This is a genomic window from Mannheimia bovis, from assembly GCF_014541205.1.
GTDB classification, from domain to species: Bacteria; Pseudomonadota; Gammaproteobacteria; order Enterobacterales; family Pasteurellaceae; genus Mannheimia; species Mannheimia bovis.
Genome location: NZ_CP061280.1, coordinates 1702213 through 1717706 on the forward strand (window position 1 = coordinate 1702213; position 15494 = coordinate 1717706).

The 15494-nt window shown below is 37.1% G+C and carries 15 protein-coding genes; 3 read left to right on the plus strand and 12 right to left on the minus strand.

Annotated elements, in window-relative coordinates:
• Complete coding sequence (locus ICJ55_RS08445; protein WP_188156403.1) at nucleotides 1-1707, minus strand: ABC transporter substrate-binding protein; 1707 nt, start codon at nucleotides 1705-1707, stop codon at nucleotides 1-3.
• Complete coding sequence (locus ICJ55_RS08450) at nucleotides 1700-2656, minus strand: sigma 54-interacting transcriptional regulator (protein WP_188156404.1); 957 nt, start codon at nucleotides 2654-2656, stop codon at nucleotides 1700-1702. The genes ICJ55_RS08445 and ICJ55_RS08450 overlap by 8 nt, the downstream gene beginning before the upstream one ends.
• Nucleotides 2657-2855: 199 nt before the next feature.
• Here ICJ55_RS08450 and lpcA point away from each other — a divergent pair, with 199 nt between their 5' ends.
• Nucleotides 2856-3440 (plus strand): D-sedoheptulose 7-phosphate isomerase, encoded by a 585-nt coding sequence (lpcA, locus tag ICJ55_RS08455; protein ID WP_188156405.1) that lies wholly within the window; start codon nucleotides 2856-2858, stop codon nucleotides 3438-3440.
• Between the two features lie 37 nt (nucleotides 3441-3477).
• On the opposite strand, the gene ICJ55_RS08460 is transcribed toward lpcA, so the two are convergent.
• The 8 genes from ICJ55_RS08460 to recJ form a co-directional block, all read right to left on the minus strand.
• Nucleotides 3478-3933, minus strand: coding sequence for a YcgN family cysteine cluster protein (locus ICJ55_RS08460; protein ID WP_188156406.1), 456 nt, complete (start codon nucleotides 3931-3933; stop codon nucleotides 3478-3480).
• Between the two features lie 2 nt (nucleotides 3934-3935).
• A complete protein-coding gene (locus ICJ55_RS08465; RefSeq protein WP_188156407.1) occupies nucleotides 3936-4256 on the minus strand; it encodes a YbjQ family protein in 321 nt (106 codons plus the stop codon).
• The gene (rdgB, locus tag ICJ55_RS08470) at nucleotides 4253-4852 is read right to left on the minus strand and encodes an RdgB/HAM1 family non-canonical purine NTP pyrophosphatase (protein WP_188156408.1); all 600 of its coding nucleotides are present in this window, start codon (nucleotides 4850-4852) and stop codon (nucleotides 4253-4255) included. Before rdgB ends, ICJ55_RS08465 begins: the two co-directional genes overlap by 4 nt.
• Before the next feature lie 119 nt (nucleotides 4853-4971).
• On the minus strand, nucleotides 4972-5490 hold the full coding sequence (locus ICJ55_RS08475; RefSeq protein WP_188156409.1) for a GNAT family N-acetyltransferase: 519 nt from the start codon (nucleotides 5488-5490) through the stop codon (nucleotides 4972-4974).
• A gap of 41 nt (nucleotides 5491-5531) precedes the next feature.
• Nucleotides 5532-7223, minus strand: coding sequence for a nitrate/nitrite two-component system sensor histidine kinase NarQ (gene narQ, locus ICJ55_RS08480; protein ID WP_188156410.1), 1692 nt, complete (start codon nucleotides 7221-7223; stop codon nucleotides 5532-5534).
• Between the two features lie 3 nt (nucleotides 7224-7226).
• Nucleotides 7227-8045, minus strand: a complete 819-nt coding sequence (locus tag ICJ55_RS08485) for a pyridoxal phosphatase (RefSeq protein WP_188156411.1) — start codon at nucleotides 8043-8045, stop codon at nucleotides 7227-7229.
• 93 nt (nucleotides 8046-8138) lie between these two features.
• Nucleotides 8139-8999 (minus strand): OmpA family protein, encoded by an 861-nt coding sequence (locus tag ICJ55_RS08490; protein ID WP_425168881.1) that lies wholly within the window; start codon nucleotides 8997-8999, stop codon nucleotides 8139-8141.
• A 118-nt stretch (nucleotides 9000-9117) separates the two neighbouring features.
• Nucleotides 9118-10839: a single-stranded-DNA-specific exonuclease RecJ gene (gene recJ / locus ICJ55_RS08495; protein ID WP_188156412.1), complete on the minus strand. Its 1722-nt coding sequence runs from the start codon at nucleotides 10837-10839 to the stop codon at nucleotides 9118-9120.
• Nucleotides 10840-11073: 234 nt separating this feature from the next.
• Here recJ and ICJ55_RS08500 point away from each other — a divergent pair, with 234 nt between their 5' ends.
• Nucleotides 11074-12090 carry a hypothetical protein gene (locus ICJ55_RS08500; protein ID WP_188156413.1) on the plus strand — a complete coding sequence of 339 codons (1017 nt, stop codon included), beginning with the start codon at nucleotides 11074-11076 and terminating at the stop codon, nucleotides 12088-12090.
• Nucleotides 12091-12159: 69 nt separating this feature from the next.
• Here ICJ55_RS08500 and dsbC read toward each other — a convergent pair whose 3' ends face one another.
• Together dsbC and mepM are read right to left on the minus strand one after the other, a co-directional pair.
• Nucleotides 12160-12843, minus strand: a complete 684-nt coding sequence (gene dsbC, locus ICJ55_RS08505) for a bifunctional protein-disulfide isomerase/oxidoreductase DsbC (RefSeq protein ID WP_188156414.1) — start codon at nucleotides 12841-12843, stop codon at nucleotides 12160-12162.
• 8 nt (nucleotides 12844-12851) lie between these two features.
• Complete coding sequence (gene mepM, locus ICJ55_RS08510; RefSeq protein WP_425168882.1) at nucleotides 12852-14384, minus strand: murein DD-endopeptidase MepM; 1533 nt, start codon at nucleotides 14382-14384, stop codon at nucleotides 12852-12854.
• Nucleotides 14385-14535: 151 nt separating this feature from the next.
• Here mepM and znuC point away from each other — a divergent pair, with 151 nt between their 5' ends.
• Complete coding sequence (znuC, locus tag ICJ55_RS08515; protein WP_188156415.1) at nucleotides 14536-15351, plus strand: zinc ABC transporter ATP-binding protein ZnuC; 816 nt, start codon at nucleotides 14536-14538, stop codon at nucleotides 15349-15351.
• Nucleotides 15352-15494 lie beyond the last annotated feature (143 nt).

The following is a 15494-nucleotide window of genomic DNA, read 5'->3' on the forward strand; positions in this document are numbered from 1 at the left end:
TTAATTCCCTTTTTTATTATCCGAACTCAAACGCAGTTCCGATAATTTCACCTGCCCGAAAGGTGAAATTTCTGCCTGTTGAATGCCTTTTTTGATCACTAATACCCGATTGGCATTAATCAAAGGTAAAATCGGTAACTGCTCTTCCAGCAATTTTTGTGAAAAGGCATACAATAAGTTAGTCGATGCCGAATCATCACTTAAACGAGCGGTTTCCAGCCAAAAATCGAAATCTTCATTGCACCAATTGGATAAATTAGTTACGGTATCTGCGGTTTTACAACTTAATAAGGCAGACAGAAAACTGTTTGGATCAAGATCTGACGCCAGCCAACCGCCTAAAATCAAGTCATAATCTGCGGTTTTGCTTTCAAGTTGTTGCACTAAATAGGCTCGGCTTACTTGACGAATTTCCACCTCTAACGCTTGAGCCGCCAGGTCTGAACGGATCATCTCTGCCATTTTAATTGGGTGTGGATTATAAACCCGTTTTTCATCAATCACCCATAGGATCAAGCGGTTATCTTTTGCAAATTTTTTACCATTTTCGACCGCTTGTTCTCTTGGTTTTGGAAAGGTGTAAGGGTAACTCTCGCTGTTTTTTTCTGCCCATAATGCGGTAGGTAACACATTATCCGCCACTTCGCCTGTGCCATAAAATAACTTTTCGGCTATACGTTTTCGATTAATACTACTCGCAATTTGTTGGCGTAAGGGTAAATTTTGTCCTATTTCTTTTTGCATATTAAAAGCTAAATAAACTAAATTTGCCCCTTTGCTTTCAATTAATTGTTCATCAGTTAAAACCGAGAGTTGGCTCGGCTCAGGAAAGGCAACTACATTGCATTCATTATTCAAAAATTTCGCCATTCTGCCTGTTGCCTCAGTTGAAAAATCAACAATCATATTTTGAATATGAGCCTTTTTCCCCCAGTAATCGCTGTTCGGTTTTAATCTCACATAGTTATTGTTTTCATAGCTTTCAAGCTGATAAACGCCTGTGCCAATAGGGAGAAGATCGAGCTGCACCAAATTTTCATCAGCATTAAGTTGCAGAGCGTATTCTTTGGAAAGAATGACCGCATATTGGCTGGCTAAATGAGCCAATAACGAAGAATCTGGCTTGGTTAATTCAATTTTCACAATATGATTTGAAGGCGAGCTAACATTGGCAATTTTACCGGCTAACCCCACACTCTCAAAATAAGGGAAATAAATCTGGCTTGTTGCTTTTTGATAAATATAGTTCTGGCGTTGATGGTGCAAAGCACGTTCAGCTGCCGTCTCAACTTCGGGTAAATCACTTTCTTTATCAATCATTCGCTTAAGCGAGAAAACCACATCTTCCGCATTTAATTTACGGGTCGGCGTAAACCAGCTCGTGGTGTGAAAAGCCACATTTTTTCTTAAACGTAGCGTAATCACTAATCCATCATCACTGATGGAATAACTTTCGGCTAAGGCTGGCTCAAGGCGATTTTTCTTTGGGTTAAATTCAAATAACTTATCGTAAATTTGCTCTGTTACCACATTCATATTGGAACTTACGTCCGCCTTTTGTGGATTAAACGAGAAGCCCGATGATGTAGTACAATACACCAAGCTATTTTCCAATAGCGGTTTAGGAATACTTGGTGCAGCACAAGCGGTCGAATTTAGCCAAAAATTTGCAAAAACCGCAGAGAAAATGACCGCTAGTTTATTCATCTTTATGCCCGTTTTTAGTTAAACCATATTGACGCAATTTGTTCGCCACCGCCGTATGCGAAAGCCCAAGCCTTTGGGCTAATTTCCTTGTGCTTGGATATTGTGCATAAAATTTTCTCAGTAGCTGTGCTTCGTATTGGTTCATCATCTCTTCCAACGTTGCATTTTCCGACTCAACATTGGTCTGATCTACCTCATCAGGTAAGTTCAAATCTTTAACCGCCAAACGATAGCTTGGAGAAAGGGAACAAGCCCGATAAATCACATTGTAAAGCTCTCGCAAATTGCCCGACCAGCGATAATTTTGCAAGGCTTGCAGGAAGGCTTCATCATATTCTAATTTACTCACGCCAAGCTGTTCACTCACTTGAGCAATAAAATAATCTGCCAGCAATGGAATATCTTCTTTTCGCTCACGCAATGGAGGTAAATCTAGGGTTAGTACATTCAATCTGTGGTAAAGATCTTCCCGCACTTTACCTTCAGCAACGAGCTGAGATAATGGCTTTTGCGAGGTACAAATCACTCTAACATCAACTTGAATTTCTTTATCTTCCCCCACTCGGCGAAAAGAACCATCATTTAAAAAACGGAGTAATTTTGCTTGCATTTCAAGTGATAATTCGGAAATGGAGTCTAACAACACCGTACCACCATTCGCATATTCAAAAAAACCAACCGCTTCACGACCATTACCACGATGCCCAAACATTTCTGTTTCGGCTTCTTCTTGAGGTAATCCGGCACAATTTACCGCAATGAATTTTTGCATTTTACGCGTACTAAAATTATGGCAAGCTTTTGCAAATAAATCTTTGCCTGTGCCTGTTTCGCCTTGAATCAGCAAAGGTGCATTAAGATTGGCAAATTTTTTTGCTTGAATAATGACTTCTTGGATTTTCGCAGATTTTCCAATAATCTTCTCGAAGCATTCTGGCTGTGCAGTCATATATTTTCCTTTCGTCGCAATGGCAAAATTTTGCTGATCATACCGCTATTTTTACTTTTTGGAAACTTTTGTTTACAATAAAAAGAGAGTTATTTGATCTAAGCCGATTTACAATATCAGCTGATTCTTCTAAACTTATCGCACTTTTGGCTGAGCAAGCGGTCTTAATAACAGATTTTTTTGCAAAAAGGAGCAAACAATGTATTTACAACAAATTAAAGCTGAACTTCAAGAAGCTGCCGATGTATTAGACAAATTTATGTCTGATGAAAATAATATTAAACTCATTCAAGAAGCAGCATTACTTATTGCGAATAGCTTTAAACAAGGCGGGAAAGTGATTTCTTGCGGCAATGGAGGTTCTCATTGTGATGCAATGCACTTTGCTGAAGAATTGACAGGTCGCTATCGTGAAAATCGCCCAGGCTACCCTGCAATTGCGATTTCTGACGTAAGTCATTTAAGCTGTGTAAGTAATGATTTTGGTTATGAGTTTGTTTTCTCCCGCTATTTAGAGGCAGTTGGGAAAAAAGGCGATGTATTGTTTGGATTATCGACCTCAGGCAACTCTAAAAATGTATTAAATGCAATTAAAGTTGCAAAAGAGAAAGGAATGAAAGTCATTGCAATGACTGGTAAAGATGGTGGAGAAATGGCTGGGCTTGCTGATATAGAAATTCGTGTACCACATTTCCGTTATGCAGATCGCATTCAAGAAATCCACATTAAAGTTATTCATATTTTGATGATGCTCATTGAATTTGAAATGGCAAAATCTGAATAATGATAAAACAAAAGGCGTTTTGATAACGCCTTTTTTACTAAACTTCGTCAATGACGAATTCAAACCAATCAATCACATCTTTTTCGTGAATACCGTTTGCAATTAAAATACCTGCATTTTTTACTGAATTAGGATCTTTTGAGATCAAAGGGTGCCAGTCATATAAAGGCTTTCCTTCATATAACAAGCGGTAAGCACAGGTTTTCGGCAGCCAACCAAAATCAGGTAAATTCTTTTTGGTTAGCTTGGTACAATCTTTCTCGATTTTGAAGCGTTCAGGGTAATTAGTACAACGCCCCGTATTTACATCTAACAAATTACAAGCAACAGAAGTGTAGTAAAGCCGTTCTCGCTTACCTCGTCCTTGAATATATTTTCGGTAACAACATTTACCGCAACCATCACAAAGTGCTTCCCATTCTGCTTCATTCATTTCCAGTAGTGATTTTTCTTGCCAGAAATAAGGGGTTAATTCTTGTTGATGTGAAAACATAATTAGCGAAGAACAACCGCCGTACCTGTTGCAACCACAATAAACATTCCTTTATCGCCACCCATAGATTGATATTCCATTGAAACCCCAACTACGGCATTTGCCCCTACTTTTTTCGCTTCTTTTTCTAACTCTGATAAGGCTTCTTTCCTTGCAGAATTTAATTTGCTTTCGTATGCACCTGAACGCCCACCGATTACATCTGTAATCCCCGCTAAAAAATCACGCACAAAGTTTGCACCAGATACAACTTCGCCAAATACTAAGCCTTTATATTCAACGATTTGTTTGCCTTCAATGATTGGTGTTGTGGTAATAATCATTCTTTATTTCCTCTTAATTGTTCTTTTAAGTGTGCTAATGCGATAGCTCGGTGTGAAATCGCTTTTTTCTCTTTGGTTTCTAGCTCTGCAAAGCTCAGATTTTTAGGCAGATAGAAAAAGAGGGAGTCATAACCAAAGCCATTTTCGCCTCTTTCTTCTGTTAAAATTTCGCCAAAACATTCCCCTAATGCAATATACGGTGTAGGGTCTGTTTCGTGTTTTAACAATACAATACAACTAACAAACTTCGCTAAACGATTTTCTTGATCTTTCATCGCAGCTAACAATTTTTTGCGGTTATCTGCATCTGTTGCTTGCTCGCCGGCATAACGAGAAGAATATAAACCCGGCTCACCACCCAATGCTTCAACGGCTAAGCCTGAATCATCTGCAATAGCCGGAAGCCCTGTTATTTTAGACGCAAATCGAGCTTTAATTAACGCATTTTCAACAAAGGTTAAGCCTGTTTCTTCCGGAGATTCAATACCAAATTCACTTTGGGCGATAACCTCAAACCCAAATTCAGCTAAGACATCCGCCATTTCTTTCACTTTACCTGCATTGCTCGTTGCAAGTACGATTTTTGTTTTTTCCATATTTTCCTTTTGTAAAAAATCACTCAAAAATTATTCACAATCCCTTGAAGGATTGTTCACAGCTTTGCTGCCGTTGGCAAAGCCAACGTTCAAAAAGCAATGCTTTTTGTAACCGCTTGTTACTCAATGCCTTTTTGGTAAGACATCATCAGTAACGTTCGCCATTTATCATTTCCCTTCTCATCTTTTCCCATATTTGCAATATACGGAAAACGCCCCCATTGTTCGAAGCCGTGTTTTTTCATTAGATTTTGACTAACGGTATTAAGTTCAAAGACATACGCCATTAAAGTGTGAATATTATGATGTAACATTTCCGCTTGCATAAACTCAATAATTTTCGAGCCGTAACCTTTTCCTTTGGCATTACCATCTAAATAGATACTAATCTCAGAAGTATGCACAAAAGCTGGTCTTTCATAAAATGGCGAGAAACTAAACCAACCGACAATGCCCGTTTCGTCTTCTACCACCCAGATCGGATACTGGATGCTTTGAAGATGAAAATCAAACCACTTTCGGCGGTTTTCTGTGGTTGCTAATTCCAAATCAGCCGTAATTTGATGAGTTGGAATAGCTTGATTGTATATCGCTAGTATGGTTTCAAAATCCGCTTCGACTGCTTTTCGGATCTGCATTTTTATCCCTTATAAATCATTTGCAAATAATTAACAAAAAACTACCGCTTGCTGAGCATACTCGGTAAAACAACTTTAACCCTTACACCACCGCTTTCCACATTCTCAATGGAGAAATCAGCTTTTAGTTCTGCTGCTCGCTCTTGCATAATGGTTAAGCCATAATGCCCTTCCGGTTCGGTATGGCTGGCTAAGCCAATGCCGTTATCTTGAACGATTAAGCAATGCTCGCCATCATCATTCGTTTCAGCAATAACCTTAATTTCAGTTGCTTGCGAATGTTTGATGGCATTAATTACTGCTTCCCGTACAATTTGCAACATATGTACCTGCTGCTGTGCATTGAACATATGTGAAGGCAATTTACAACTTAAGCAAAGCTGTGCAGACGTTTTCGGACGTAAACTTTCTAAAATTTTCTCTAATGCCTGTTGTAGATTTGCCTCTTGAATGGTTAATCTAAACGTTGTTAGTAGCTCTCTTAATTGGCTATAGGCATCATTTAATGCTTTTTCAAATACCGATAAAATTTCGTTGCGTTTCTCATCACTTTTTGCCAGTTTGAGCAGACTTACTTGAATTTTGAAAAAGGTTAGCGATTGAGCTAAAGAATCGTGCAACTCACGAGCAATAATCGCCCTCTCTTCCATTAACACTAATTGCTGTTGCTGCTTTTGCACTTGAACGACATAAATGCTTCGTCCAATCATTTCTGATACATTTTGCAACAACCTTTCATCCGGGCAAAGTAAAGAGGGCTTCCAGCTTAATATTCCCAATTTTTCATTTTCTATCGCAATTTCAGTCGAAATCCACTCTGCTTGCAAGGCATTATCTATAGAGACATTCCAATGTTCTGCACCATAGACTTGTAACTTAATACCAAGCAAATGTTCATTATCAAATACGGTCTTCAGCACTTGGTTTAGCACATCTTTATTAATCGGTTTAGCGGTTAATAATTGAGAGCATTGATACAATACAAGCAAAGAGCGATTAACCGCTAATAAGCGGCGGGTTTTATCCTGTACTTTATCTTCCAATGATGTATAAAGTTTTAATAATTCGTTCGACATTTCAGTAAAAGTAGAGGAAAGCAAACCTAATTCATTCGGTTCATCAACCGCTAATTTTATGTGATCGAAATCTTTATTCTGAATTTGCCAACTGGCTTTAACTAATTGCTTTAATGGGCTGATAATTTTTTTCCGTGTATACCACACACCAATGTACGCAAGTAGAATAATCAATAACATTGAAACAGCAATTACACCTGTGGCAATTTTTAGTTTTAACTCCGCAAACTCTTGTAAACGAAAGACAAAGTTATCCACTTTTTGCACATAATCTTCAATGTGTGTTGCATAGCTGGCTTTATCGCCTTGATTGACATAAGACTGCATCGCATACCAATCCTTCAGTAATTGTTGGTAGCTATGTATTACATTATCAGGTAGCAGCCAGCTTTGCTTAAGGGAGCTCAGCTCTGTTGAATGCAAAGTACGATGATATTCCAGCAAACGCTCGGCTAAAATTTCTTTCCTCGAATCCATTTCCGACAAAAGGCGATAGCTTTGCATACGCAACGAACCCGATACATTAATCAAACTGGCATCAGATTTATTGCTCCACATAATCCCAAGTGAAATGCCACTAATTATAGAGGCAAAAACGATCATAATTAAGAAATAAAGTCCGATACGCCTTGCGATGGAATATTTAGGTTTAATCATAGGTTAAAGATTAAATTGTGCTTTTAATTCATTGGCGATGCTGTCTTCGTTATTTGAACCGATTGTTTTCTTTGCTTTTTGCTGTACTTCTTCTTCCGAGCCCCCCATTGCAATACCAAGTCCAACTGCTTCTAACATAGAGATATCGTTAAAATTATCACCAAATGCGATAACTTGTTCTAATTCAATGCCTTCTGTTTTTAATAACTCCGCCAGCCTTGCTCCTTTACTATTGCCGACACTGGTAATATCAACACGATCGACCCAAGACCATTCAGGGCTTACTTGATCAAGCGGTAGTTTTTCCACAAAACTTTGCAATTTCACTAGATCTTGATCGCTGATCAGCACCTTCCAAATAGTCGTGCCTTTTTCAATTTCTTGTTGGAAACTTTCCACCTGATAAACATTTGGGCGAACCGCTTCAGGGCAAGATTGCACCCATTTTTGGAATTTCTCAAAATGGATATTAAGAGTTTCGTAAGTCATTGCATCTTCAAAATAAACAGCGGTGTGAATGCCTTGAGCTTGTGCTTCAGCAATTAAGTGAGACGCAACTTGAGACGATAGCGGATTGCCGACAAGGGCTTTTTCATTTTTAAAATCATATACATAAGTACCGTTACAGCACACAACAGGTGTATCTAAATCTAGCTCTTTATAATAAGGGCGAACCGCTGTATGGTGTCTGCCAGTAACAAAATAAACCTTTATCCCCTTTTCTCTTATCTTCTGAATTGCCTGTTTACTGGATTCTAAAATCGTAGCATTTGATGAAAGTAGTGTTCCATCTAAATCAAAAGCAACCGCTTGGTAAATCATAATATTCTCCTAAGAAATAAAAGATAAAAGAAAAGGCAATCTTATCAATAAGATTGCCTTGCTATTCTACTCTAAGTTAATTAAAACCAGAAATTATTTACCACTGTTGTATGCAGGAGTTTGGTAAAGTGGAGCCGGACCGTTAGGACCTGCTACATTACCGCCCTCTTGCTGTTTCATCACCCCACCGTTTGAAGAAATTTCTACACGACGGTTAGGACGTAAACAATCTTTCTCAGCTTGACTTGCGTGAGCATAACCTTCACAAGGTTTAACTTGGTTCGCTTTACCGTAACCAACTGCTTCAATTTGAGCATTCACACCTTGTTGGATTAAACGTGCTTTAACTGCGTTAGCACGGCGTTGTGATAAATCTAGGTTGTATTCAACAGAACCTAAACGGTCCGTGTAACCTGCTACTTTAACTTGCTGTGCTTTAGTTGATTTTAATTGCTCAGCTACGTTATTCACTACTTCTTTACCTTTGGTAGTTAATGTATCTTTATCGAAGTCGAATAAGAAATCTCCTGTTAAAGTAAATGATGAGTTGCCATTACAGCCATTTGGATACCAGAAGAAGCTTTGTGCATTCATATTTTTATCAAATAAGATTTTATATTGACAGATTTTGTGAACGCCGTTTTCACGGTAGTTGAACGCATAATCCCATTCACGAACACCATATAAACCTTCTTCAAAATGTGGACGACCAATTAGATTATATAATTGATCTTTGTTCATTCCTTTTTCAATTTGACGAACGTTTTCCCAGTTTGGCCAAGAACCAAATTGTGAACCATCGTGGTTGAATTCAGACTCTGAAATTTTTGGGAATACCGGATTTTCAGTTGTCCCCTCATCACTCACTTTACTTAAGTTACCGCACGCAACAACTGATAGTGCTACGCTAGAGAATAAAAATGTACGGAAAAGATCTCTTTTTTCCATTTTCATATTAAGTTCCTTATTGATTTGCTCTGTTTAAAAATTGTCTAATCGCCGATTAGAAGAAAATTCAGTATAATTCTACAATACAAAGATGATTAATTCATTAAATTTATGTAAAGTAATCTTAAAGATAATCCATATATTCGACTTTCAATTGTAAAGTTTTGTTATCTCTGAATTCATTGATATCTAATTTATACACCATTTTTACTTTTTTAACTGATAAGTCTGGAAACATTCTTACATCAACATTAAAATAAATTGCATCTAATAATTGCCCGCTATCCGATTGTAGTATTAGCTTTAAATGTTTACCTGCCAGTAGTTTTTGTTGCAAAATGCTAAACTCCCCCTCAAAACTAGGCTCAGGGAAATTTTGCCCCCAAGGTCCTGCACGATGAAGTATTTCTGCACTAGTAATGCTCAATTCATCTGTTGCAAGTTCACCATCAGTATAAATGATGCCTTGTAATTGTTCCGGTTCTAATATTTCATTAATCGTTTGGTCGAAAACTTGTTTAAAGTTGTCTAACTGAGAGTGATGAATAGTTAAACCTGCAGCCATTGCGTGCCCACCAAATCTTTCAATTAATTCAGGATATTGCATATCAATATATTCAAGTAAATCTCGCATATGCACACCTGAAATAGATCGAGCCGATCCTTTTAAATATTCGCTTTCTTCGCTTTCCTGTGCAAAGGCTATTACCGGTCGATTAAACTGATCTTTAATCCGAGACGCTAAAATCCCAATTACACCTTGGTGCCAATCCGCTTGGTATAACACGATACCGTGAGCTTGTTCTGATTGAGCAAGTAACGGTAATTTTGCACAAATCGCCAGAGCTTCTGTTTTCATCTCCTGCTCAAATTCTTTTCGAGTTTGGTTCAAAGAATCTAGTTCAAGAGCTAGTTGACGAGCAAGTTCCATATTTTCACAAATCAGTAACTCAACCCCTAACGACATATTTTCCATCCTGCCTGCGGCGTTCAATCTTGGTGCAACAGCAAAACCTAAATCAGCAGCTTGCAGCGTTAGGAGGTCTCTTTTGCTTACTTCCGCTAAGGCTTTTATCCCCAAACGGCAATGCCCTGAACGCATTCGCTGTAATCCTTGATGAACTAAAATGCGATTGTTTTGATCGAGTGGCACAACATCAGCTACTGTACCTAATGCCACTAAATCCAAAAGCTCGGCAAAATTTGGCTCTATTTTGTTCTGGAAATATTGTTGCTCACGCATTCGTGTTCGGAGAGCCATCATCACATAAAAAATGACCCCAACCCCCGCCAATGATTTGGAAGGAAAAGTACAAAACGGTAAATTAGGGTTTACCATTGCATCAGCATTAGGCAATGTTTCAGGTGGTAAATGATGATCGGTAACCAAAACTTGAATACCGTGTTGTTTAAGTAGCTCAATACCTTCAAACGAAGAAATACCATTATCTACCGTTAAAACTAAATCAGCCCCTTTTGCTAATACCATTTCTGCCACTGCAACACTTAAACCATAACCCTGTGAGAAACGATCCGGAATCAAATAATCAACTTGCTCGAAGCCCAACTGTTTTAACGCAATTATGGCAAGTGCCGTGCTGGTTGCTCCATCAGCATCAAAATCGCCCACAATTACAATACGACTTTGTGTATCAAACGCGTTGGTTAATAAATCAACTGCTTGTTCAATATTAGCCAGTTGTTGTGGTCTATGTAAATGTTGGAGATTATGCTCTAGCTCTTTCGTCGTTTTTATGCCCCGACTTTGATAAATTCGATTCAATAAAGGATTTTCAGATAAGGTTGCCGTTGTTAATAAAGGACGTTTTTTAATTAGTTTTTCCACGATAATTTTCTTTTTATAATAACAAGCGGTCTAATTTTGCATAAATTTTGCGATAACTCAAACTTTTCAAGATAAAAGTCTATTCAACCTGATAAAAAGCAAACTATTTATTGATTTTTATAACTTTTAGATATATCTTATTCCAAAATGATTAATTTTATTTTTTTATATCATATAACAATATGATTTACTTCGATTGTTTTTTATACAAATCATTTAAATAGATACTATAAGATGTTAAATAAATTTACCCTAACACTTTTATCTACAATAGTTTTAACCGCCTGCGGTAGCAGTGGTGGTTCTAGTAACACTCCACAAGAGAAGCACTCACCAAATGATGGTCTGGCTAAGTCGCTACCAAAAACTGACGTAACACCAAAAACTGATGTAACACCAAAAACTGATGTAACACCAAAAACTGATGTAACACCAAAAACTGATGTAACACCAAAAACTGATGTAACACCAAAAACTGATGTAACACCAAAAACTGATGTAACACCAAAAACTGATGTAACACCAAAAACTGATGTAACACCAAAAACTGATGTAACACCAAAAACTGAACAACCAAAAACAAATGCGGAGATTTTCGATTCATTCAACCGCGATGGTGGCAAATTCACATCATCAAAAAAATGGATTTCGTTGAAATTTGATGATGAGAACAAGAACATTCAAGTGCTTCCTTTATACGAAAAAATAGCATTTAGCGAAGATCAAGAAGTGAAAGCACTATTAGATAACTCAGGACAATTACTAGGTTATTTCGGCTATACATCATTCAGCCATATTGAGCCGAATATCAATAATCCAGGCGATGAGAGTGTAACACATTACAGCCTACCAATGTTAGAAATGGATAAAGCACAAATGATGCGTCCACTCAATAACATTAATTACGTAGGTTCATTCTACTATGTCTATGATAACGAAGCAGTTATTGCATTAACAGGTAGGGTGAGTGGGAATTACAGTGCTAAAGAAAAACGCCTGTTTTTGAATCTATTTGGACAGTATAACGAATCTTGGGAGCTGAAAGAGAATGGTCTCAAAAGAGGAGTAGAAGTGAAAGAAAATGGCGAAATCTTTGGGCAACTTTATGATGATAAAAGGAAACCAAACGCAACCTTTGACGGTGGTATTTACGGTAAAAATGGTGAAATTGTGGCTGGAACACTAGAGTATGAGGATCATACAATAGAAAAAAGTAGTTGGAAAGGTGTATTGGAAGCAAAAGCCCAATAATACTTGAACAACAAGCGGTCTGATTTAGTAAAAAATTACCAAATCAGACCGCTTGTGCTTTTTATGCTGTTACTCCAAAAGCATTTGGGCAAGCTCTTTCGGCTCAACATAACCACCGATTAATTCGCCTTCTGAGGTAACAATATTAGGAGTACCTGTTACGCCAAACTTAATGCCTAGTTGGTAGTGTTTTTTCACAATCTCAGGTGTTTTTAATTGGGTTGGTAACTTGCCATTTTCCGTATCATTTAAGGCTTTCATTTTATCTTGAGCAGTCCAAATCGCTTCCATTTGTTTTGCGGTTTGTGTATTCATTCCACCACGAGGAAACGCCAAATAACGAATGGTAATACCTAAATCATTATATTCTTTAATCTTTTGATGTAAAAGATGGCAATAATGGCAAGTAATATCCATAAAAACCGTTACAACGTGCTTTTCATTTTTGGCAGGATAAATAATCATTTCATTCGCATAAGAATTTAACTCTGCCATTAAACCTTGATTGGTTATATCGACTGCTTTGCCGTTTTTTAGCTCAAAAATTTTGCCTTGAATGATATATCGTCCATCTTCACTAATATAGACAATACCTTCATTTGAGGCTGCCATTTTAAAACCTGATAATGGCGATTCAGAAATTTTAACCTCTGTTGCCCCAATTTTTTCAAGCTGATTCTTCAGTTTTGCATCAGATGCAAAGGTAAAGGTTGATAAACCGATCAAACTTAACGCAATAATATTTGTTTTCATTGGATTCCTTACATTTTTAATTTTGCTTCTACACTCTTCGCTTTATTTAAGAATGCTTGGCGTTCTTTATTATTCATACCCGAACTTGAGCCCGGTAATTTTACAGTCATTGGATTAACAGGGCGACCATTGATATGGAATTCATAGTGTAAATGAGGTCCAGTTGAGCCACCTGTGTTGCCGGACAGAGCAATTCGCTCTCCCTTTCTCACTCTTTGTCCCGGTTTTACTAAACTTTTACTCAAGTGCATATAAACAGTAGTGATATGACCATGTTTTACTTTGATATAACGCCCTGCTCCCCCAGCTTGGTAAGCAACGTGTTCCACTACCCCATCTCCGGGTGCAATAATCGGTGTACCTACCGGCAATCCATAATCCACACCTTTATGAGGGCTAATGCGACCCGTAATTGGGTGTCTACGTTTAGGATTGAAAGAAGACGTAACTCTTGCAGCATATAATAATGGGTGTCGAGCAAAACCACCGCTTAATGTTTCACCGTGTTTGCTATAATATCGCCCATTTGCTGCTTGAATAGCATAATAACTTTTTTTACTGCTAATAACGTGAATACCTTCTACATTTCCTAAGTCTGTTACTTTGTCATTTACATATTCACGCTTAATTAAAATGGCAAATTTATCACCTTTTTTCAGCTTATTCGTTGCAATTTGTGATTGTAATCCTACCGCTAGTTGGTTAATTTGGCGATCAGACAATCCAACCGTTTTTAAACTCGCAGCAAAGCTGTTTTGAATCGTACCACGCACAACGTCGAGTTTCCATTCACCTTTTTTCTCAAATTTTTGATAGGTAAATTTACCATCGGCTTGGCGTTCATAAACACGTTCTTCTTTCTCTGAAACTAGCCAGTTTAAATATTCTAATTCACCTTCATTATCTAGCACCCAATAAAATTGTTGTCCGGCTTCTAATTGTGCTAATGATGAATGTTGTTTAATTAAATTAGTAGCAACTGAAGCACTTAAGCCTGACTGCTCTAGTACATCTCTCAGCTTATCTCCTCTTGCAACAGTATAACTAAATTGATCCTGAATTCGTAATGCCTGCTCTGCTACATCGAGAATATCTTCTAAAACTTTTTCTGCTTCTGCAGGAAGTTGCTCTTCTGTATTGACATTATCTGCCGTATCAATAGGTTCTTCAACTTCATCATCTTCATTGGTTAAATCATCTTCATAAGAGGTAGCTGTATGATCTTCAAAAACAATTTGTTCATCTTCTATAGAAAGAGAGGATTGAGTAATTAAATCTGTAATATACTCAATGAACCCCTTATTTTTCTCAATGTTATCTGCTTGTAACTCAACTCTACTACTTGAAGTATTTTGATATTCTTCATCTTGTTTATCTAAAACAACGACGTTTTCTCGTGTAGCCATTGTACCTATTGAAGATTGCTCTTTTAATGCGAGAACAATACCGACAAGTAAACTAAAAACAGCCAATAAAAAAACCACTACTTTCAAGTGTTTCTTATGCCGTTTACGATCTCTTGCTAAAATTACATGTTGCAAATTATATCCCGTTATTTTTCTTTAATTTATTTACTAAAATTTACATAATCTCTTGATAGTCTATTTTATCAAGAAAAAATTCATTTATTCTATTGTCAGAAGATAAAAAATCCGCTAATTTTATTTCAATACTCTTAAATTTTTTGTAGTAATGAAAATTAATCAACTAACTCCTAATCCAACTACAACGCAATTTACGTTGATGAAAAAAAACCAACCTTTGGTCTCGCTAAAAGATATTGAAGTGATCTTTAATGGTCAAAAAGCGTTACAAGACATTAATCTATCAATTTACCCTAATTCTATTACTACCATAGTAGGTCCAAATGGCGGAGGCAAATCGACATTACTGAAAGTATTATTAAAATTAATTACACCTACTAAAGGACAAGTCATTCATCATAAAAATTTAAAAATTGGCTATGTACCGCAAAAACTACATTTAGATGCATCTATGCCAATAACAGTTACGCATTTTCTTGGTCTCAAACCTCATACCAACAAAGCTATGATTGAGGAAGCATTATCTCTATTTGCTATTCGCCATCTGGCACATAATAGTATGCATAAGCTGTCCGGTGGAGAACTCCAGCGTGTTTTACTTGCTCGTGCTATTTTAAATAAGCCACAACTATTAGTACTAGATGAACCAATGCAGGGGGTAGATATTACAGGGCAAACAGAACTCTATCAACTGTTAAATCAAACCCGTTCTTGGTTGAACTGTGCTATTTTAATGGTTTCGCACGACTTAAACATTGTAATGGCAAATACTGATGAGGTATTGTGTGTAAATAAGCATATCTGTTGTGCCGGCACACCGGAAGTAATTACGAATGATCCTAGCTTTATTCACTTCTTTGGCGATCAGTTTGCTCGTAATGTAGCATTCTATTCACACCGTCATAACCATCACCACAATTTGCATGGTGATGTTTGTTTAGAAAAATGTGAATGTAAGCACTAAAATTTCCTTGTCTTGTTTAGAATTTGTAAAAAAATTGCTAAAAATAACCGCTTGTAAGTAAACAATTATGTAAAAATCAGACTTATATCACATTTTATTTACTTTATTTGAAGTATAATGCGATTATGATTCAACACCATAAA

Bases quoted from the DNA above. Each gene is read 5' to 3' on its own strand.
- ICJ55_RS08445 (WP_188156403.1), bottom strand. From the start codon at position 1,707: ATGAATAAACTAGCGGTCATTTTCTCTGCGGTTTTTGCAAATTTTTGG.
- dsbC (WP_188156414.1), bottom strand. From the start codon at position 12,843: ATGAAAACAAATATTATTGCGTTAAGTTTGATCGGTTTATCAACCTTT.
- ICJ55_RS08460 (WP_188156406.1), bottom strand. From the start codon at position 3,933: ATGTTTTCACATCAACAAGAATTAACCCCTTATTTCTGGCAAGAAAAA.
- rdgB (WP_188156408.1), bottom strand. From the start codon at position 4,852: ATGGAAAAAACAAAAATCGTACTTGCAACGAGCAATGCAGGTAAAGTG.
- ICJ55_RS08500 (WP_188156413.1), top strand. From the start codon at position 11,074: ATGTTAAATAAATTTACCCTAACACTTTTATCTACAATAGTTTTAACC.
- ICJ55_RS08485 (WP_188156411.1), bottom strand. From the start codon at position 8,045: ATGATTTACCAAGCGGTTGCTTTTGATTTAGATGGAACACTACTTTCA.
- ICJ55_RS08475 (WP_188156409.1), bottom strand. From the start codon at position 5,490: ATGCAGATCCGAAAAGCAGTCGAAGCGGATTTTGAAACCATACTAGCG.
- znuC (WP_188156415.1), top strand. From the start codon at position 14,536: ATGAAAATTAATCAACTAACTCCTAATCCAACTACAACGCAATTTACG.
- ICJ55_RS08465 (WP_188156407.1), bottom strand. From the start codon at position 4,256: ATGATTATTACCACAACACCAATCATTGAAGGCAAACAAATCGTTGAA.
- ICJ55_RS08450 (WP_188156404.1), bottom strand. From the start codon at position 2,656: ATGACTGCACAGCCAGAATGCTTCGAGAAGATTATTGGAAAATCTGCG.
- narQ (WP_188156410.1), bottom strand. From the start codon at position 7,223: ATGATTAAACCTAAATATTCCATCGCAAGGCGTATCGGACTTTATTTC.
- lpcA (WP_188156405.1), top strand. From the start codon at position 2,856: ATGTATTTACAACAAATTAAAGCTGAACTTCAAGAAGCTGCCGATGTA.
- ICJ55_RS08490 (WP_425168881.1), bottom strand. From the start codon at position 8,999: ATGAAAATGGAAAAAAGAGATCTTTTCCGTACATTTTTATTCTCTAGC.